This window comes from Ottowia sp. SB7-C50, from assembly GCF_033110285.1.
Taxonomy (GTDB): domain Bacteria; phylum Pseudomonadota; class Gammaproteobacteria; order Burkholderiales; family Burkholderiaceae_C; genus Ottowia.
In genome coordinates this window covers 607,029-626,621 of sequence record NZ_CP136995.1, presented here as the reverse complement: position 1 = coordinate 626,621, position 19,593 = coordinate 607,029, and the positions used below count along the sequence as shown (strand labels likewise).

Annotated in this window: 11 protein-coding genes and 4 pseudogenes; 9 read left to right on the top strand and 6 right to left on the bottom strand. The window is 67.3% G+C overall.

The genetic code is table 11. The features are described 5' to 3' along the window. Nucleotides 1–102: 102 nt before the first annotated feature. Both R0D99_RS02990 and R0D99_RS02985 read left to right on the top strand, forming a co-directional pair. Nucleotides 103–1,347, top strand: a complete 1,245-nt coding sequence (locus R0D99_RS02990) for a M20 aminoacylase family protein (RefSeq protein WP_317749893.1) — start codon at nucleotides 103–105, stop codon at nucleotides 1,345–1,347. A 71-nt stretch (nucleotides 1,348–1,418) separates the two neighbouring features. Beyond that, nucleotides 1,419–2,529: pseudogene (locus tag R0D99_RS02985) on the top strand (M14 family metallopeptidase). Between the two features lie 82 nt (nucleotides 2,530–2,611). Here the strand turns inward: R0D99_RS02985 and R0D99_RS02980 are convergent. After that, a complete protein-coding gene (locus R0D99_RS02980) occupies nucleotides 2,612–3,394 on the bottom strand; it encodes a type III pantothenate kinase (protein WP_317749892.1) in 783 nt (260 codons plus the stop codon). 126 nt (nucleotides 3,395–3,520) lie between these two features. Between R0D99_RS02980 and lysM the strand changes: the two genes are divergently transcribed. Both lysM and R0D99_RS02970 read left to right on the top strand, forming a co-directional pair. Next, on the top strand, nucleotides 3,521–4,003 hold the full coding sequence (lysM, locus tag R0D99_RS02975) for a peptidoglycan-binding protein LysM (protein WP_317749891.1): 483 nt from the start codon (nucleotides 3,521–3,523) through the stop codon (nucleotides 4,001–4,003). Between the two features lie 248 nt (nucleotides 4,004–4,251). Next, nucleotides 4,252–5,709 (top strand): amidase, encoded by a 1,458-nt coding sequence (locus R0D99_RS02970; RefSeq protein WP_317749890.1) that lies wholly within the window; start codon nucleotides 4,252–4,254, stop codon nucleotides 5,707–5,709. A gap of 555 nt (nucleotides 5,710–6,264) precedes the next feature. Here R0D99_RS02970 and R0D99_RS02965 read toward each other — a convergent pair. The 3 genes and pseudogenes from R0D99_RS02965 to R0D99_RS02955 all read right to left on the bottom strand — a co-directional run bounded on the left by R0D99_RS02965 (nucleotide 6,265) and on the right by R0D99_RS02955 (nucleotide 7,755). Then, nucleotides 6,265–6,579, bottom strand: coding sequence for a rhodanese-like domain-containing protein (locus R0D99_RS02965; protein ID WP_416366017.1), 315 nt, complete (start codon nucleotides 6,577–6,579; stop codon nucleotides 6,265–6,267). A 132-nt stretch (nucleotides 6,580–6,711) separates the two neighbouring features. Further along, a pseudogene (locus R0D99_RS17270) lies at nucleotides 6,712–7,482 on the bottom strand (MBL fold metallo-hydrolase); the annotation flags it as partial. A 27-nt stretch (nucleotides 7,483–7,509) separates the two neighbouring features. Beyond that, a complete protein-coding gene (locus tag R0D99_RS02955; RefSeq protein ID WP_317749889.1) occupies nucleotides 7,510–7,755 on the bottom strand; it encodes a metal-sensitive transcriptional regulator in 246 nt (81 codons plus the stop codon). 223 nt (nucleotides 7,756–7,978) lie between these two features. Between R0D99_RS02955 and R0D99_RS02950 the strand changes: the two genes are divergently transcribed. From R0D99_RS02950 to icmF, 5 genes and pseudogenes are all read left to right on the top strand, one after another. Then, nucleotides 7,979–9,091, top strand: a complete 1,113-nt coding sequence (locus R0D99_RS02950; RefSeq protein ID WP_317749888.1) for a TRAP transporter substrate-binding protein — start codon at nucleotides 7,979–7,981, stop codon at nucleotides 9,089–9,091. Nucleotides 9,092–9,442: 351 nt separating this feature from the next. Continuing rightward, on the top strand, nucleotides 9,443–10,066 hold the full coding sequence (locus R0D99_RS02945; protein WP_317749887.1) for a TRAP transporter small permease subunit: 624 nt from the start codon (nucleotides 9,443–9,445) through the stop codon (nucleotides 10,064–10,066). Continuing rightward, nucleotides 10,063–12,310 (top strand): annotated as a pseudogene (locus R0D99_RS02940) (TRAP transporter large permease subunit). Before R0D99_RS02945 ends, R0D99_RS02940 begins: the two are co-directional and overlap by 4 nt. 111 nt (nucleotides 12,311–12,421) lie before the next feature. Beyond that, entirely contained in the window at nucleotides 12,422–13,255 is an 834-nt protein-coding gene (locus R0D99_RS02935; RefSeq protein WP_317749886.1) for a PPK2 family polyphosphate kinase, read from the top strand. Between the two features lie 54 nt (nucleotides 13,256–13,309). Next, on the top strand, nucleotides 13,310–16,642 hold the full coding sequence (icmF, locus tag R0D99_RS02930) for a fused isobutyryl-CoA mutase/GTPase IcmF (RefSeq protein WP_317749885.1): 3,333 nt from the start codon (nucleotides 13,310–13,312) through the stop codon (nucleotides 16,640–16,642). Between the two features lie 476 nt (nucleotides 16,643–17,118). Here the strand turns inward: icmF and R0D99_RS02925 are convergent. Together R0D99_RS02925 and R0D99_RS02920 are read right to left on the bottom strand one after the other, a co-directional pair. Beyond that, nucleotides 17,119–18,910 (bottom strand): annotated as a pseudogene (locus R0D99_RS02925) (ABC transporter transmembrane domain-containing protein). A 212-nt stretch (nucleotides 18,911–19,122) separates the two neighbouring features. Continuing rightward, the gene (locus R0D99_RS02920; RefSeq protein ID WP_317749883.1) at nucleotides 19,123–19,545 is read right to left on the bottom strand and encodes a YbaN family protein; all 423 of its coding nucleotides are present in this window, start codon (nucleotides 19,543–19,545) and stop codon (nucleotides 19,123–19,125) included. Nucleotides 19,546–19,593 lie beyond the last annotated feature (48 nt).

Sequence of the window (19,593 nt, the reverse complement as noted above, 5' to 3'; positions counted from 1 at the left end):
ATTGCACTCATTTTGATAGCTGCTTGCGCTTATCCTTGTTGCGCCAGCAGCGTTTTTCGGTCTGAATCTGCGCGCCGCCACGGCCGCGGCTAGACTGTGCGCATGAAGCTGATCGAACCCATCCTGGCGCAGGCCGCGGCCATCACCCAACTGCGGCGCGACATCCACGCGCACCCTGAGCTGTGCTACGAAGAAGTGCGTACCGCCGACCTGGTGGCGGCCAAGCTGACCGAATGGGGCATCCCCATCCACCGCGGGCTGGGCGTGACGGGCCTGGTGGGCGTGGTGCACGGGCGCGACGGCGGCCAGAGCGGCCGGGCCATTGGCCTGCGCGCCGACATGGACGCGCTGCCCATGACCGAGTTCAACACCTTCGCCCACGCCAGCACCCACAAGGGCAAGATGCACGCCTGCGGCCACGACGGCCACACGGCCATGCTGCTGGCGGCGGCGCTGCATTTTTCGAAGCACCGCAACTTCGACGGCACGGTGTACCTGATCTTCCAGCCGGCCGAGGAAGGCGGCGGCGGCGCGCGCGAGATGATCAAGGACGGGCTGTTCGAGCGCTTTCCGATGGAGGCGGTGTTCGGCATGCACAACTGGCCCGGCATGGACGTGGGCAAGTTCGCCGTCTCGCCCGGCCCGGTCATGGCGTCCAGCAACGAGTTCAGGATCACCATCACCGGCAAGGGCGGCCACGCGGCGCTGCCGCACAACGGCATCGACCCGGTGCCCATCGCCTGCCAGATCGTGCAGGGCTTCCAGACCATCCTGACGCGCAACAAGAAGCCGGTGGACGGCGGCGTGATCTCGGTCACCATGATTCACGCCGGCGAGGCCACCAACGTCATCCCCGACAGTTGCGAGATTCAGGGCACGGTGCGCACCTTCACCTTCGAGGTGCTGGACCTGATCGAGCGGCGCATGCAGGAAATCGCCGAAGGGCTGAGCGCGGCCTTTGGCGCGCAGTGCGCCTTCGAGTTCCGCCGCAACTACCCGCCCACCATCAACACGCCGTACGAAGCCGACTTTGCCCGCCGCGTCATGGCCGACATCGTGGGCGAAGGCAACGCGCTGGCGCAGGAGCCGACCATGGGCGCCGAGGACTTCTCGTACATGCTGCTGGAAAAGCCCGGCGCCTACTGCTTCATCGCCAACGGCGACGGCGCCCACCGCGGCCGCTACGAAGGCGGCGGGCACGACGCCGGCCCGTGCACGCTGCACAACCCGCACTACGACTTCAACGACGACCTGATCCCGCTGGGCGGCACCTACTGGGTGCGGCTGGCCGAAGCCTGGCTGGCGCACCAGCCGCCAGCCGACCGGCCCATGCCCGTCAAGGCCTGAACGCGCCGCCGCCCCTTCCCCGCCGGCGGGCGTGGGAGCAAAATCCCCCCGATCTTCCCGGCGAGCCCTCCATGATCCCCATTCCACAGGCCTTCTCCCCCAGCTACGCCCGCGCGCGCGTCAAGTTCCTGGAAGCCGCGGCCACCGCGGGCACGCGCATCGAATCGCACCCGCACCCGCTGCCCGGCCGCGACGGCGAGCAGCTGGCGATGGATGTGGCGCTGGATGGCAACCCGCAAAGTGAGCGCCTGCTCATCGTCAGCAGCGCCTGCCACGGCGTCGAAGGCTATTGCGGCAGCGGCGTGCAGGTGTTTGCCCTGCACGACGCCGAATGGCGCGCAAAGGCGCGCGATGCGGGCGTGGCGGTGCTGTACATCCACGCGCTCAACCCGTACGGCTTTTCGCACATCCGCCGGGTGACGCACGAAAACGTCGACCTCAACCGCAACTTCCAGGACTTCACCCGGCCGCTGCCCGTGAACGAAGGCTACCGGCGCGTGCAGCCGCTGCTGCTGCCCGACCGCTGGCCGCCCGACGCCGCCAACGCGCAGGCCATCCAGGCCTTCATCGACACCGAAGGCGTGGCCGCGTGGCAGGCCGCCATCTCGGGCGGGCAGTACGAATTTGCCGATGGCCTGTTCTACGGCGGCAACGCCCCCCACGTGGAGCAACCAGACGCTGCGCCGCGTGCTGGCGCAGCACGCCACCCGCGCGCGCCACATCGCCTGGATCGACCTGCACACCGGCCTGGGCCCCAATGGCGTGGGCGAGCGCATCTACGCCGGCCGCGACGATGCCGCCGCCACGGCGCGCGCGCGCCGCTGGTGGGGCGATCAGGTCACGTCCATCTACGACGGCTCGTCCACCAGCGCGCTGCTCACCGGCCTGATGTGGAACGCCATCTACGACGCCGCGCCGCAGGCCGAATACACCGGCATCGCCATGGAATACGGCACCGTGCCGGTGCTGGAAGTGCTGGACGCGCTGCGCGGCGACCACTGGCTGGCGCTGCACCCCATGGCGCCGCCCGAGCTGGCGGCGCAGATCCAGGCCCGCACGCTGGCCGCGTTCTACACCGACACCGACGCCTGGAAGGGCCAGATCGTCAGCCAGGCGCGGCAGGCCATGTTCGAGGCGGTGGACGGCCTGGCCGGCTCGGCCGACGCCGCGGCGCAGGGTTAAGGGCGTTTCGGGCCGCTGGCGCTTGCCAGACAAGCGCTGACAGCTACGCTATTTGTAGCGACACGCGCCACCCGAACGCGCGTCAGCCACGGCCGTTGAGCGCGTCGCGGCGTTCGGCGATGACCAGCAGGCCATCGAAGATCATGCTTTCGATCAGCTCGAAAGGGCGCGTCATGGCGGGCAGCATCTTCCAGCCGGCGCCACCGGTCATCAGGCACAGCGGCTCGGCAGCGCAGCGCTTGAACAGGTGCTGGAACATGCGCTCGCACGCGCCGGCAATGGCGAAGGTGCCGCCGGATGTCAGCGCGTCGCTGGTGTTGGTCGGAAATTCCACCACGTCGCCCGTGGGCACGTGCAGGCCGGCGGTGCCCGATTCGAGCGCGCGCAGCATGATGCCGTGGCCGGGCAGGATCAGCCCGCCCAGAAAGCGCCCGTGCTGGTCGATCGCCTCCACCGTGACGGCCGTGCCGACCATCACCAGCAGGATGGGCCGCGGCGCCCCGCGCTGCAGCATCTGGTGGCGCGCGCCGATCATCGCCACCCAGCGGTCGGCGCCCAGCCGCGCCGGAAAGTCGTAGCCGTTGGACAGCCCCGCCTCGGCGTCCGACGCCACCACCCAGCGCGGCTCGACGGCCCACTGCTCCATCTGCTCCTGCACGCGGTGCTTGACGGCGGTGGCCGCCACGATGCAGCCCAGCATGCTGGCCGGCTCGGGAATCTGCGACCACACGCCGTCACCCAGGCGGTCGATCTGCTCCAGGAATTCCGCCCCCTGCGCCAGCATGCGCGCGCCTGCCACGGGGCGCTCGTACAGGGTCCACTTCAGGCGCGTGTTGCCAACGTCGATGGCGAGAAATCCGCTCATGGCGCGCAATATAAGCGCTTTTGTCGGGCATTTGTCCTACACCCCGAATCGGGGGCCGTCGCCGAAATCGTCACATGAAGCGAGTACAGTGCAAGATTCCCAACCACCAACCAAGGAGATCAAGAAATGGGATTGTTCAGTTTTATCAAGGAAGCCGGTGAAAAGCTGTTCGGCGCCAAGGAAGTCGAGCAGGCCGCTGCGTCCAACGCACCCAACGTGGCCGACTTGAACAAGCAGGCCGGCGACGCCATCAAGACCTACATCGAAAAGCAGAACCTGGGCCTGTCGGGCCTGGAAGTGGCTTTTGACGGCGCCAGCGGCAACGTCAGCCTGGTCGGCATCGCGCCCAGCCAGGAAGCCGCCGAGAAGGCCGGCCTGGCCGCAGGCAACGTGGCCGCCGTCAGCAGCGTGGACAACAACCTGCAGTACCCCGCCGGCACCGCCTCGCAATACCACGACGTGGTCAGTGGCGACACGCTGTCGGCCATCGCCAAGAAGTACTACGGCGATGCCAACAAGTACATGGCCATCTTCGAAGCCAACAAGCCGATGCTGAGCCACCCGGACAAGATCTACCCGGGCCAGAAGCTGCGCATCCCCGCGCTTTGAGCACCACCCCCTGAGGCGCTGACGCGCCTTCCCCCTCTGCTGAGCGAGGGGGACAACGCCAGTGGCCGGGCCAAGCCCGGCCCACGGCGTTCGCTGGGATGGCCGGCTCCGCGGCCTTCAGGAAAGCCACCTTCGGGTGGCTTTTTTCATGGCGGGTGATGCGGCCGCCGGGTCGATCGCCGGGTCAATGTTCAACCGCCGTGGCATCGAGGCTGGCACTCGGGCGCGCATCGCCGTAGAGTGGTGGCATGAATCAGCCCATCGCCGACGACGACATCACCGCGCTCGACGCCACTGCGCTTTCCGAGGCCATCCACGCAAGGCGGGTGTCGTGCCGTGAGGTGATGGCGGCTTATCTGGCGCGCATTCACCGCATCAATCCGGCCTTCACGGCCATCGTGTCGCTGCGGCCCGACGACGTGCTGCTGGCAGAAGCGGATGCGTGCGACGCCGAACTGGGGCGCGGCCAGTCGCGCGGATGGATGCACGGCATGCCGCAGGCCATCAAGGACCTGGCGCACGCCCGCGGCCTGCCGACCACGCTGGGTTCTCCGCTGATGACCGACTTCATCGCCACCGAAGATGGGCTGATGACGGCGCGCATGAAGGCCGCCGGCTGCATCTTCATCGGCAAGACCAACGTGCCCGAATTCGGCCTGGGCTCGCACACCTTCAACGACGTCTTCGGCACCACGCGCAACGCCTACGACCGCACGCGCTCGGCGGGCGGCTCCAGCGGCGGCGCGGCGGTGGCGCTGGCGCTGCGGCTGCTGCCGGTGGCCGACGGATCGGACTTCATGGGCAGCCTGCGCAACCCGGCGGCGTGGAACAACATCTTCGGCTTTCGCCCCAGCCAGGGCCGCGTGCCGATGTGGCCCGCACAGGACGTCTGGGTCAGCCAGCTGGCTACCGAGGGCCCCATGGGCCGCAGCGTGCGCGACGTGGCGCGGCTGCTGGGCACGCAGGCCGGCGCGTCGGACAATGCTCCTCTTTCGATAGCTACAAATACAGATACAGCCAGCGCAGACGGCCATTTCGACCTGAAATCACAGCGCATCGGCTGGCTCGGCGATCTGGACGGCTACCTGCCGATGGAGGACGGCATCCTTGACGCCTGCCAGCGCGGCCTGGGCCGGCTCGAACGCCTGGGCTGCCCCGTCGCGCCCGCGCGTCTGGGCATGCCCCCGGCGCGCGTGTGGGACGCCTGGCTGGTGTGGCGCCGCGTGCTGGTCGCTTCGCGCATCGCGCCGCTTTTTCTGCAGCCGGGCAACCGCGCCCGGATCAAGCCCGAAGCCGTGTGGGAATACGACCAGGCCGAAGGCTGCACGGCCAACCAGTTCCTGGCCGCCAGCGTGGTGCGCACGCAGTTCCACCAGAGCATGCTGAGGCTGTTCGGGCAACACGACTTTCTGGCGCTGCCCACCGCGCAGGTGTGGCCCTTCGACGCTGCCGAGCGCTGGCCCCGCACCATCGCTGGCCGCACCATGGACACCTACCACCGCTGGATGGAAGTGGTGATCTACGCCACCTTCGCCGGCCTGCCCTGCATCAGCGTGCCGGTCGGCTTCAACGAAGCCGGCCTGCCCATGGGCATGCAGCTCATCGGCAGGCCGCAGGACGACGCTGGCGTGCTGCGCTTGGCGGCGGCGTATGAAGGCGCGATCGCCGATTGGCTGGCCGTGCCGCCGCCGATGGCGCACGGATAAGCCCCAACCGCAACCCAAGGCCGAGCGCAGGGACGGCCCGAGCGGGGTCAACTCCCCTCTGGCCGTGCCGAGAAGCGCAGGGCGTGGGGTGGGCGCAGCGAAGCATGCGCTTCGTGCTCTGACTCGATGCGGATGTCTGAGCGGCGAGAGCGAAGCGAACAAAGCGAGTTCCGCAGCGCCGCCCCATGCCCGAGCATCGCAGGCTGCCCGCAGCGCAGCGAACGGACACGGCCAGTGGGGTCGGTTTTGTGTTCGCATAACTTCGCTGCGCGAAGTGAGCGCACCCCGCTGCGCGAACTTTGGTTACTTTCTTTTGGCGAAACAAAAGAAAGTGACTGCGCCGCCGGGCGCACATCCCGGCCGACAGCGCTCAATCCGGTGGGGTGCGGCAATCAAAGCTGTTGGGCGGTCACTTGTGCCCGCCCAACACCAGACCCTTCATACACTCGAAAGGCCGCGGAGCAGGCCATGCCAGAACGCCGTGGTCGGGGTCCCCCCCGACCACCAGCGTTGTCCCCCGCTGGGGGAAGGCGCGTCAGCGCCACAGGGGGAGCGTCAATTCTGCCGCCACGGCAACCCCGCATGTCGCCACCCGTTCTTGTGCCCTCGGTGCGCATGCTCATCAGGATCGCCCTCGAACCCGCCCAGCACGTTGTACGCGCTCGCCCCCAGTTCGGTCGCGCGGCGCGCGGCGGCCATCGAGCGCACCCCGCTGCGGCACAGCATCAGCAGCGGCAGCCCTTCTGCCAGTGCGCGGACGATGCCCGCGTCGAAATCGGGGTTCAGCGCCATGCCCGGCCACTGCTTCCAGGCCACCGCCGTCGCGCCCGGCACAAAGCCGACCCATTCGCGCTCGGCGTCGGTGCGCACGTCGACCAGCACCGCCTTGCCGCCCTGCCACCAGTCGTGCGCCGTCTGGGGCGAAATGTCGCCCGCATAGCCATCGGCGGGTTTCACCGCGCCCTCGGGCGCCGCCAATACCGTCTCGGCAGTCGCGTCCTGCCGCAGGCCGGAGCGCTGGTTGGCCGGCACGGCTTCGTCCATGCGGCGTGGCCGGGGCAGCGCCAGCGCGTCCATGAAGGCGATGAACTCGCTGCGCGAGCGGCCCGCCAATCGCGGATTGGTGGCCTTCTCGACACCGATGGTCGACTGCGTGCGCTCGTGGTAGTCGTGCCCCGGCCAGACGATGGTGGTGTCGGGCAGCGTGAACAGCTGGCCGGTGATGCTGTCGTACAGCGCGCCCGCGTCGCCGGACTGGAAATCGGTGCGACCGCAGCCCTGGATGAGCAGCGTGTCGCCGGTGAACACATGGCGGTCGTCGTGGCGCTGGTCGGGGCGCATCTGATGGCCCAGCGGCACCGGGGCCGCTTCGCCGGTCGGGGCGTCGTGCGGATGCGGCGCGCGCTGCCAGTAATAGCTGACGCTGCCCGCCGTGTGGCCGGGCGTGGGCAGCACGCGCAGCTGCTCGCGACCAAAGCGCAGCGTGTCGCCGCCCTTCAGCTGCACGGCGGCAGTGCCGATGTCGCAGCCGGCGGGCGCGGCGGTGCGGGCACCGGTCAGTTCGGCCAGCCGGGCCGCGCTGGTGATGTGGTCGGCGTGGGCGTGCGTTTCCAGCGCCCACAGCAGGCGCAGGTTCAGCCGCTCCAGCGTGGCCAGGTCGCGCTCGATCTGCTCGTCCACCGGGTCGATGATGACAGCCTCGCGCGAGTCTTCATCGAACAGGATGTAGGTGTACGTGCTGGAGGCGGGATCGAAAAGCTGGGTGGGGTTCATGACCCCAAGTATGCGCGGCGCCCGCCCTCAGGCGAAGCGGATCAGCAGCTCGGAGACTTCGGACGCGGAAAACTGGCCTTCGGCGATCAGCGTGGTGACGAAGGCGAAGAACGCCTTGTCCAGCGCCTTGCGCGCAGCCGCCATCTGCTGCGCCGTTTTTTCAGGGTCGGTGTCGGCCTGCAGCAGCTTCTGCAGGCCTCGCAACTGACCTTCCACCCGCGCCAGACGGGCGCACAAACCGCGCTTGTGGGCGTCATCCAGGACGTAACTCATACCGGGGCTCCTCAAACCTTGACCAGTGTGGCAATCGTACCGCGTCGGTGCGCGGTGTCGCTGACGGCCATGCGAAATGCATCGCCGCCGTATGCCGGCCGCCACTGCGGCTGGATTTTTGGAGGGTACCCTGCCCAGATTAGTACAAACCCCCCTGCTGACTCTTGCCGCAGTCACCCAAGATGGACAGGTTTTTCGTCACGCCAACAGAGGAGACATCGACATGGCCCAACGACCCGCTTCCCCCCGCCGCCGCAACCTGCTGAAAGGCGCCGCCGTGGCGGCCGGCGCAATGTCCGCGCCCATGGTGTCCAAGGCGCAGACCACGTCGCTGCGCTTCCAGAGCACCTGGCCGGCCAAGGACATCTTCCATGAGTACGCGCAGGACTTCGCCAAGAAGGTGAACGACATGGCCGGCGCGCGCCTGAAGATCGAGGTGCTGCCTGCCGGTGCGGTGGTGCCGGCGTTCCAGCTGCTGGAGGCGGTGAGCAAGGGCACGCTCGACGGCGGGCACGGCGTGATCGCCTACCACTACGGAAAAAATAGCGCGCTGGCCTTGTGGGGCTCGGGCCCGGCCTACGGCATGGACCCGAACATGGTGCTGGCCTGGCACCACTACGGCGGCGGCAAGGCGCTGGTGGAAGAAATCTACAAGAGCCTGAACATGGACGTGGTGACCTACCTGTACGGCCCCATGCCCACGCAGCCGCTGGGCTGGTTCAAGAAGCCGGTGTCGAAGGTCGCCGACATGAAGGGCCTGAAGTTCCGCACCGTCGGGCTGGCGGTGGACGTGTTCACCGACATGGGCGTGGCGGTGAACCCGCTGCCGGGCGGCGAGATCGTGCCCGCGCTGGACCGCGGCCTGATCGACGCGGCCGAGTTCAACAATGCGTCATCCGACCGCGTGCTGGGCTTTGCCGACGTGGCCAAGAACTGCATGTTGCAAAGCTTCCACCAAAGCGGCGAGCAGTTCGAGATCCTGTTCAACGGCCCCAAGTACAAGGCGCTGCCGCAGGAATTGCGCTCGATCATCGACTACGCCGTGCAGGCCGCCAGCGCCGACATGAGCTGGAAGGCGATCGACCGCAACTCCAAGGACTACATCGAGCTGAAGAAGGCCGGCGTGAAGTTCTACAAGACGCCCGACGCGATCCTGCGCGCGCAGCTGGCCGCATGGGACAAGACCATCGCCAAGAAGTCCGCCGAGAACCCGCTGTTCAAGAAGGTGCTGGATTCGCAGAAGGCGTTTGCCGAGCGCGCCGGCCAGTGGCAGAACGACTACTCGGTCGATCTGAAGATGGCCTACAACCACTACTTCAGCGGCAAGAAGAGCTGATGCGGGTGCGGGCGGGCACCTGCGGGCCCGCCGCGCCCATCATGGCCGGGGCGCCCGCGAGGGCGCCCTTGCTGTGTGGAAACGGATTGCGCTTTGCTATGTTTATAGTAGCTATCCGCGCAGTCGTTTAGCGCGCTCGGCACCGAAACAACGCTAAAGTCATCCGAAAGCAATCCGCCTGGAAATGCTTTTCTCGTTCGTCATTCCCGCCCAGCCAGCAATCCATCCGACCTGTGGGTACGGCCCTGGATTCCCGCCTGTGTGTCAAGGACGGATGTTTTCAAGTCGTTTGCCTTCAAAACCATAACGACAAGACGACGCCGCGCCGCGGCACGTCGGGAGTTGCCTGTCATGCAGAACCTGTTGCTCGCCGTTGATCGGCTGTCCACGTGGATCGGCAAGGTCTTTGCCTGGGCCATCGTGGGCCTCACGCTGCTGATCAGCTGGGAAGTGTTTTCACGCTACGTCATGAACAAGCCGCACGCCTGGATGCTGGACGCGCAGATCATGCTGTACGGCACGCTGTTCATGACCGCTGGCGCCTACACGCTGTCGAAGAACGGCCACGTGCGCGGCGATGTGCTGTACGGCTTCTTTCGGCCGCGCACGCAGGCCGCCATCGACCTGCTGCTGTACCTGGTGTTCTTTCTGCCGGGCATCGTCGCGCTGACGTGGGCCGGCTGGGGCTATGCGCAGGAGTCGCTGGCGATTCGCGAGCAGACCTTCAACGCCGACCCGCTGCCGGTGTACCCGTTCAAGTTCGTCATCCCCTTTGTCGGCGCCACGCTGCTGCTGCAGGGCGTCGTCGAGATCATCCGCTGCGTCATCTGCCTGCAGACCGGCGCCTGGCCGGCGCGCGACGAGGACGTGGAAGAAGTGGACGTGGACAAGCTCAAGGAGATGGTGCACGTGAAGGACGAGGACATCGAGGCGCTGGACAAGTACGTGGTGGCGCAACAGGAGGGCCGGCCATGAAGCTGCGCAAGGAACTGTGGTTCGGCTTCATCCTGATGGGGCTGATCATTGCCGCCGCGCTGGGCATGCTGGTCAGCGTCGAGAAGATCACCCAGGGCCACATCGGGCTGCTGATGCTGTCGCTGGTGGTGGTGGCCATCATGCTGGGCTTTCCCACCGCGTTCACGCTGATGGGCATGGGCATGCTGTTCACCTGGCTGGCGTACGACCGCGACTGGCACCGCACGCTGGACCTGATGGTGCAGTCGGCCTTCAAGGTGATGGGCAACGACGTGCTGATCGCCATTCCGCTGTTCGTCTTTATGGGTTACCTGGTCGAACGCGCCAACCTGATCCAGAAGCTGTTTCAAAGCCTGCACCTGTCGATGGCTCGAGTGCCGGGCTCGCTGGCGGTGGCCACGCTGGTGACCTGCGCGATCTTCGCCACCGCCACCGGCATCGTCGGCGCGGTGGTCACGCTGATGGGCCTGCTGGCGCTGCCGGCCATGCTGCGCGCGGGCTACAGCGTGCCGCTGTCGGCGGGCGCCATCACGGCGGGCGGGTGCCTGGGCATCCTGATTCCGCCGTCGGTGCTGCTGATCGTGTACGGCGCCACGGCCGGGGTGTCGGTGGTGCAGCTGTATGCCGGCGCCTTCTTCCCCGGCATCATGCTGGCCGGGCTGTATGTGGTGTACGTGATCATCGTCGCCAAGCTCAAGCCCGCGTGGGCGCCGCCGCTCAGCGCCGAAGAGCGCCGTGTGACGCTGCCAGCGCCGCTGCAGAACGCGGGTGCGCGCAATGAAGAAGGCGCACTCGGCTTCCTGCTGCGCGCGCTGCGGCGCGGCGAGCCGGTGGCCGACCGCGCCTATCTGCGCAAGCAACTGTGGGTGGCACTGGTGCCGGCGCTGCTGTTTGCGGCCATGGCGCTGTGGAGCTACGGGCTGGTGACGGCAGAAAAGCCGGTTGACGAGGTACCCGTCGGCCTGGAGCAGATGGGCTCCGGCGCGGCGACGTCCAGCGGCGGCGGGCTGGCCGAGCCCCCCCGGCAGCGGCGACACCGCTGCACCCGCCAGCACCGGCCTGGCGGAACCACCGGGCGACGACGCGCCACCCGCCGCCGGCGGCCTGGCCGAGCCACCCGCCAGCGCGGACGAGCCGGAAGGCGCCGCCAGCGGTAGCGGCCTGAGCGAGCCGCCCGGGGCGGCGGCCAGTGAATCGACCGCCCCGTCCAGCGGTCTGGCAGAGCCCCCTGCCGCCGCCGGCGCACCCGCCAGCGGCGCGGCCGCCTCGGCCGTCAAGGGCGGCGCCGACACACCGCGCGGCGCACCGATGGGCTACTGGATCGGCCTGGGGCTGGGCGCGCTGGCCCTGCTGGGCTACTACGCGGTGCTCAACTTCAACCGGCTGGAGATCTTCAAGCTGCTGCTGGCCAGCTTCTTCCCGCTCATGATCCTCATCATGGCGGTGCTGGGCTCCATCGTGTTCGGGCTGGCCACGCCGACCGAGGCGGCGGCGGTGGGCGCCTTCGGCGGCTACGTGCTGGCCTGCATCTACGCGCTGGTCGGCAAGCACAAGCAGCGCGTGGGCGCCACGCTGGCGCTGTGGCTGCTGCTGTGGCTGCCGGCGCTGGTGGCAATCACGTGGTTCCTGGTGACGCGGGGCGAATCCAGCGGCTCGGCCGTGCCGCCGTGGCTGGGCTGGCTGGCCGTGGCGGGCATCGGCGTGTGGTGCGTGGTGGGCTATCGCCAGTCGGGGCTGCAGGGCGAGGTGAAGGAAAGCGTGTACCTGACGGCCAAGACCAGCGCCATGGTGTGCTGGCTGTTCGTCGGCTCGGCCATCTTCTCGGCGGCGTTCGCGCTGCTGGGCGGGCAGGAGCTGGTCGAGCAGTGGGTGCTGAGCCTGAACCTGACCAAGACCCAGTTCCTGATCCTGACCCAGGTGATCATCTTCATCCTGGGCTGGCCGCTGGAATGGACCGAGATCATCGTCATCTTCATGCCGATCTTCGTGCCGCTGCTGGACAACTTCGGTGTCGACCCGCTGTTCTTCGGCCTGCTGGTGGCGCTGAACCTGCAGACCGCCTTCCTCAGCCCGCCGGTGGCGATGAGCGCGTTCTACCTGAAGGGCGTGGCGCCCAAGCACGTGACGCTGAACCAGATCTTCCTGGGCATGATGCCGTTCATGGGCATCCAGATCCTGGCCATCGTGCTGCTGTATCTGTTCCCGCAGATCGGCCTGTGGCTGCCGCAAATCCTGTACAAATAGACCTCGCGCGTTGTCCGCGCCTGTGATGGCCGGCCGCGCGAGCGGCTGGCCTTTTTTCTGCCCAGCCCGCATAATCTTACGTTTACGTAAACGTCAACCTCAGGCGACTGCATGGCAAAGACGAACGGCTCCAGGAAACCCGACCGCTGGCAAGTGCCGGTCGGTGGCAACGGTTTTGCCCTGAAAGATTGCGACCCCGGCGCCAAACCGTATGCCAGCGGCGACAAGGCCGCCGACAAGGCGCGCGTGGCCGAACTGGCGCGCGAGATCGACGCGTTGCAGGACATCTTCTGGGCCGACAAGCGCTTCAAGCTGCTGGTGCTGCTGCAGGGCACCGACACCGCCGGCAAGGACGGCACCATCCGCGCCGTGTTCAAGGAAACCAGCCCGCTGGGCGTGCGCGCCGTGGGCTGGAAGGCGCCGACCGAGCTCGAGCGCAGCCACGACTACCTGTGGCGCATCCACCAGGAAACGCCGGCCGCGGGCGAATTCATGATCCACAACCGCAGCCACTACGAAGACGTGCTGGTGCCGGTAGTCAACGGCTGGATCGACAGGAAAGTGACAGCGCAGCGCTACCGCCAGATCAACGACTTCGAGCGCATGCTGACCGAGACCGGCACGGTCATCCTGAAGTTCATGCTGCACATCAGCGAAGACGAGCAGCGCCAGCGCCTGCAGGAACGCATTGACGACCCGACCAAGCACTGGAAGTTCAGCATGGGCGACCTGGACGTGCGCAAGCAGTGGCCCGACTACCAGCGCGCCTACGAGGACGCGCTGCGCGCCACCAGCACCGAATGGGCGCCCTGGACCGTGGTGCCGGCCGACAGCAAGACCCACCGCAACCTGATGATCGCCACGCTGGTGCGAGACAAGCTGCAGTCGCTCAAGCTGCGCTACCCGCCCGACAACCCCGCGCTCAAGGGCTTGATCGTCAAATAAGCCCGCTTCCCGCATTCCACCTACGCATACCGCTATCAAAACAGGAGACAACCCATGACCGACCTGTCCGCCGAATTCAAGGCGCTGTCCGAGTACCGCCCCACGAACAAGGTGCGCTTCGTCACCGCCGCGTCGCTGTTCGACGGACACGACGCGGCCATCAACATCATGCGCCGCATCCTGCAGGGCATGGGCGCCGAAGTGATCCACCTGGGCCACAACCGCAGCGTGGACGAAGTGGTGACCGCCGCCCTGCAGGAAGACGCGCAGGGCATCGCCATCAGCAGCTACCAGGGCGGGCACGTCGAATACTTCAAGTACATGGTTGACCTGCTGCGCGAGCGCGGCGGCGCGCATGTGCAGGTGTTCGGCGGCGGCGGCGGTGTCATCGTGCCGGCTGAAATCCGCGAGCTGCACGACTACGGCGTGGGCCGCATCTACAGCCCCGAAGACGGCCAGCGCATGGGCCTGCAAGGGATGATCGGCGAGATGGTGATGCGCTGCGACAAGGATTTGTCCAGCTACGCGCCGACGGACATCGAGGCGATCCAGGGCCACAGCGGCGCCGCGTGGCGCGCGCTGGCGCAGCTCATCACGGCGCTGGAGAATGAGAAGGCCGACGAGGCGCTGGTCGGCGCCGTACGTGCGCAGGCAGCTACCAAAAAGATACCGGTGGTCGGCATCACCGGCACCGGCGGCGCGGGCAAGTCGAGCCTGACGGACGAACTGATCCGCCGCCTGCGGCTGGATCAGGACGACAGCCTGCGCGTGGCCGTCATCAGCATCGACCCAAGCCGGCGCAAGTCGGGCGGCGCGCTGCTGGGCGACCGCATTCGCATGAACGCGATTTCGCCGTGGCCCAAGGCGGCCGGCCAAGCTGCCGCTCAAGATTCGGGGGCGCGCGTCTACATGCGCTCGCTCGCCACGCGCGACACGGGCAGCGAGATCAGCCCGGCGTTGCCCGATGTGATCGCGGCGTGCAAGGCGGCCGGGTTCGACCTCATCATCGTCGAGACCTCCGGCATCGGCCAGGGCGACGCCGCCATCGTGCCGCACGTCGATGTGCCGATGTACGTGATGACGCCCGAATATGGCGCGGCCAGCCAGCTCGAAAAAATCGACATGCTGGACTTTGCCGAATTTATCGCCATCAACAAGTTTGATCGCAAGGGCGCGCTCGATGCGCTGCGCGACGTCGCCAAGCAGGTGCAGCGCAACAAGGAAGCCTTCAGCAAGCGGCCCGAGGAAATGCCCGTGTTCGGCACCCAGGCCGCGCGCTTCAACGACGATGGCGTCACGGCGCTGTACCAGGCACTGAAAGGCCGCCTGGGCGCGCTCGGCCTGCCTTTGAGAGAAGGCCGCCTTCCGCCCGTCAACGTGCGCCACAGCACCAACCAGACGCCCATCGTGCCCGCCGCGCGCACGCGCTATCTGGCGGAGATCAGCGACACCGTGCGCGGCTACAAGCGCCGCGTGCGCGAGCAGGCACGCCGCGTGCGCGCCGTGCAGCAGTTGCGCGAAACCGCGCGCATGCTGCAAGAGGACGACCCGAAGAAGACCGGCGAGCACGGCGCCCGCGCCACGGTGCTGGCGCTGGCCGACAAACGCGCGGCCGACATCGACCGCGACGCCGCCAAGCTGATCGAGCAATGGCCCGCGATGCAGCAGGCGTATTCGGGCGACGAATATGTGGTGAGAATCCGCGACAAGGAAATCCGCACCGCACTCACCACCAAGTCTCTGTCGGGCACCACGATCCGCAAGGTCGTGCTGCCGCAGTTCGAGGACCACGGCGAGATCGTCAAGTGGCTGATGCTCGACAACGTGCCTGGCAGCTATCCCTACACCGCCGGCACCTTTGCCTTCAAACGCGAGGGCGAAGACCCCACGCGCATGTTCGCCGGCGAAGGCGACGCCTTCCGCACCAACCGCCGCTTCAAGTTGGTGAGCGAAGGCATGGCGGCCAAGCGGCTGTCCACGGCCTTCGATTCCGTCACGCTGTACGGCAACGACCCCGACCCGAGGCCCGACATTTACGGCAAGGTGGGCAACTCGGGCGTCAGCATCGCCACGCTGGACGACCTGAAGGTGCTGTATTCAGGCTTCGATCTGTGCAACCCGACCACCAGCGTCAGCATGACCATCAACGGCCCCGCGCCGTCGATCCTGGCCATGTTCATGAACGCGGCCATCGACCAGCAACTGGAAAAGTTCCAGGCCGACAACAGCCGCGAGCCCACCGACACTGAAGCAGAGAAGATCCGCGAATGGACGCTGGCCAACGTGCGCGGCACGGTGCAGGCCGACATCCTGAAAGAAGACCAGGGCCAGAACACCTGCATCTTCTCGACCGAGTTTTCGCTCAAGGTGATGGGCGACATCGCCGAATACTTTGTGCACCACAACGTGCGCAATTTCTATAGCGTGTCGATCAGTGGCTACCACATCGCCGAGGCGGGTGCCAACCCGATCAGCCAGCTCGCCTTCACTTTGAGCAACGGTTTCACGCTGGTCGAGGCGTACCTGGCGCGCGGCATGCACATCGACGACTTCGCGCCCAACCTGAGCTATTTCTTCAGCAACGGCATGGATCCGGAATACACCGTGATGGGCCGCGTGGCGCGCCGCATCTGGGCCGTGGCGATGAAGGAGAAATACGGCGCCAACGAACGGTCCCAGAAGCTCAAGTACCACATCCAGACCAGCGGCCGCAGCCTGCACGCGCAAGAGATCCAGTTCAACGACATCCGCACCACGCTGCAAGCGCTGATCGCCATCTACGACAACTGCAACAGCCTGCACACCAACGCGTTTGACGAGGCCATCACCACGCCGACCGAAGACAGCGTGCGCCGCGCGATGGCGATCCAGCTCATCATCAACCGCGAATGGGGCCTGGCCAAGAACGAGAACCCGAACCAGGGTGCGTTCGTGATCGAGGAGCTGACCGAACTGGTGGAAGAAGCCGTGTTATCCGAATTCGAGCGCATCAGCGAGCGGGGCGGCGTGCTGGGCGCCATGGAAACGGGTTACCAGCGCAGCAAGATCCAGGAAGAGAGCATGCACTACGAGATGCTCAAGCACACCGGCGAATACCCCATCATCGGCGTCAACACCTTCCGCAACCCCAAGGGCGACGAGGTGCTGGAGAGCCTGGAACTGGCGCGCTCGACCGAGGACGAGAAGCAGTCGCAACTCAAGCGCCTGAACGACTTCCACACTCGCCACGCCGCCGAAGCGCCGGCCATGTTGAAGCGACTGCAGCAGACCGTCATCGACAACGGCAACGTGTTCGCGGTGCTGATGGACGCGGTGCGCGTGTGCTCGCTGGGCCAGATCACGAATGCGCTGTTTGAAGTTGGCGGGCAGTATCGGCGGAGTATGTAGTTGATGATGCCGCCGGGTGCGCGGCAAGCCTGAATGCGCGTCGCGCCTGGACGGGCCGCGCGGAAAGGGCCGAGTGAAGCGATGGCCCGAATGGGCTGCACATCCCCTCTGGCCGTGCCGAGAAGCGCAGGGCGTGGGGCGGGCGCGGCAGCGGAGCATGCCGCGCTTCGTGCTCTGACTTGCTGCGGCTGTTTGAGCGAAGCGGCGTAGCCGCGCAGCGAGTTCCGCAGCGCCGCCCCGCGACCGAGCATCGCAGGTTGCCCGCAGCGAAGCGGAGGGACACGGCCAGCGGGGTCGCCTTTTCTTTGGTTACTTTCTTTTGGCGAAGCAAAAGAAAGTGACTGCGCCGCCGGGCGCACATCCCGGCCGACAGCGCTGAACCCACCCGCGCCGCTATTTTGCAAAGGTCCAGGATTTACTCAAAGCGGTGGACCCTCACCCCAACCCTCTCCCAGAGGGAGAAGGAGGCAAACACCTCACTCAGTGTCCATCCCAAACTGCATCGCCGCCAACCGCCCATACAAACCACCCCGCGCCACCAGCTCCGCATGCGTGCCCGCATCCACGATGCGACCGCCTTCCATCACCACGATCCGATCCGCCCGCAGCACCGTCGCCAGCCGGTGCGCGATGACGATCGTCGTGCGGCCCTGCATCGCCGCTTCCAGCGCGGCCTGCACCATGCGCTCGCTTTCGGCGTCGAGCGCGCTGGTGGCTTCGTCCAGCAGCAGCAGCGGCGGGTTCTTCAGCATCGCGCGCGCAATGCTGATGCGCTGGCGTTGCCCGCCCGACAGGCGCACGCCGCGCTCGCCCAGGTGGGTGGCGTAGCCTTCGGGCAGGGCGCGGATGAAGTCGTCGGCAAACGCCGCGCGGGCGGCGGCGTAGACCGCGTCGTCGCTCGCGTCGGGGCGACCGTAGCGGATGTTGTCCATCGCCGAGGCCGAGAACACCGTGCTGTCCTGCGGCACGATGCCGATGCGCGCGCGCAATGCGTCCAGCGGCACGGCATTGACCGGCACGCCATCGACGCTCACGGTGCCCTGTTGGGCATCGTAGAAGCGCAGCAGCAGTTGCAGCACCGTGCTCTTGCCGGCGCCGCTGGGGCCGACCAGCGCCACGGTTTCGCCGGGCCGCACATCGAGCGAAAAATCGCGCAGCGCCGACTGCGCCGGGCGCGAGGGGTAGTGGAAAGTGACGTGCTCGAAGCGCACCGATGAGCCGCCCTGCGCAGCGGGCAGTGCCACCGGGTGCGCCGGTTCATCGACCGGGGAGCGCGCGTGCAGCAGTTCCATCAAGCGCTCGGTGGCGCCGGCGGCACGCAGCACCTCGCCGTACACCTCCGACAGCACCGCGACGGAGCTGACCAGCACGATCACGTACATCACGGTCTGCCCCAGATGGCCGGCGGTGATCTGCCCGCGCAGCACGGCCTGCGTGCCCTGGTACAGGCCCCACAGCAGCGCGCCAAACGTGGCGCTGATGATGAAGGCGACCAGCACCGAGCGCACGCGCGTGCGCCGCACGGCGGTGTCGAAGGCGCGCTCCGTCGCCGCGTCAAAGCGCGCCGCCTCGCGCCGCTGCTGCGTGTAGCTCTGCACCACGGGTATGGCGTTCAGCACCTCGGCGGCGATGGCGCTGGCGTCGGCCACGCGGTCCTGGCTGGCGCGGCTGAGCTTGCGCACGCGGCGGCCAAAGTACACGCTGGGCACGACGATCAGCGCCAACATGCCCAGCACGGGCAGCATCACGCGCGGGTTGGTGACCACCAGCATCGCCAGCGCGCCAACGCCCATCACCATGTTACGCAGCCCCATGCTGAGCGATGAGCCCACCACCGTCTGCACCAGCGTGGTATCGGTGGTCAGGCGGCTCAGCACCTCGCCGGCTTGCGTGGTCTCGAAAAATTCGGGGCTTTGCCGCACCACGTGCGCGTACACCGCGTTGCGCAAGTCGGCGGTCACGCGCTCGCCGAGCCAGCTCACCATGTAAAAGCGCAGCGCCGAGAACACGCCCAGCGCCACCCCCCACGCCGAACAGCGCCAGGAAATGCTCGCGCAACGCCATCACGCGCGCGCCAGGGTCAGCCCCGACCAAGCCACCGTCGATCAAGCCGCGCAGCGCGAGCGGTAAGGCCAACATGGCGCCCGCCGCGCCGACCAAGAATAACAGCGCCAGCACGATGCGGCCGCGATACGGTCGCAGGAAAGGCAGCAGGCCGCTCAGCGCGCGGGGGCTTCTGGCGGCGAGGCGGGGGGCGGGCTCAGGCATGGATCGCGGGCATTCAAAACGCCATGATGCATGAGGCGTTGCTGACCCTCACCCCTGCCCTCTCCCGCACGCGGGAGAGCGTGCAATCGGGCTGCGCAGCAAGCCCAGAAGGGGCCGCGGAGCAGGCCATGCGGTAACGCCGCGCTCGGGGTCCCCCCGAGCGCCAGCGTTGTCCCCCTCCGGGGGAAGCCGCCGTAGGCGGCACAGGGGGATCAAGTGTCCGGTCGCATCCACAACCAGACCGCCACCGCCAGCATCACCAGCGGAACGGCAATGCGCAGCCACAGCGGAATGGCGGGAAAGAACTGCATGCCAATGCCACTGCACGCCATCATCACCGTGCTGAGCCATTTCGCGCGGCGCGGCACGGCGCCGCGTTCGCGCCATTGCACGATGGGCGGGCCGAACAGGCGGTGGTTGAGCAGCCAGATCTCGAACGCCGGCCAGCCCTTGCTGGCGGCCCACGCGGCCACGATGAGGAAGGGCACCGTCGGCATCACCGGCAGCACCACGCCCAGCAGACCCAGCGCCATCGCCACCACGGCCACGGCGCGCCACAGCACCACGGCCAGGCGCCGGCGCAGCATCACGCGCTCGGGCGAAGGCACGGGCCGGGGGGTGGGGTTCTGGGTCAAATCGGCTCCGGCCGCTGTTAGATATTGCGCATGCAGCTATTAATTTAA

Bases quoted from the DNA above. Each gene is read 5' to 3' on its own strand.
- R0D99_RS02990 (WP_317749893.1), top strand. From the start codon at position 103: ATGAAGCTGATCGAACCCATCCTGGCGCAGGCCGCGGCCATCACCCAA.
- R0D99_RS02980 (WP_317749892.1), bottom strand. From the start codon at position 3,394: ATGAGCGGATTTCTCGCCATCGACGTTGGCAACACGCGCCTGAAGTGG.
- lysM (WP_317749891.1), top strand. From the start codon at position 3,521: ATGGGATTGTTCAGTTTTATCAAGGAAGCCGGTGAAAAGCTGTTCGGC.
- R0D99_RS02970 (WP_317749890.1), top strand. From the start codon at position 4,252: ATGAATCAGCCCATCGCCGACGACGACATCACCGCGCTCGACGCCACT.
- R0D99_RS02955 (WP_317749889.1), bottom strand. From the start codon at position 7,755: ATGAGTTACGTCCTGGATGACGCCCACAAGCGCGGTTTGTGCGCCCGT.
- R0D99_RS02950 (WP_317749888.1), top strand. From the start codon at position 7,979: ATGGCCCAACGACCCGCTTCCCCCCGCCGCCGCAACCTGCTGAAAGGC.
- R0D99_RS02945 (WP_317749887.1), top strand. From the start codon at position 9,443: ATGCAGAACCTGTTGCTCGCCGTTGATCGGCTGTCCACGTGGATCGGC.
- R0D99_RS02935 (WP_317749886.1), top strand. From the start codon at position 12,422: ATGGCAAAGACGAACGGCTCCAGGAAACCCGACCGCTGGCAAGTGCCG.
- icmF (WP_317749885.1), top strand. From the start codon at position 13,310: ATGACCGACCTGTCCGCCGAATTCAAGGCGCTGTCCGAGTACCGCCCC.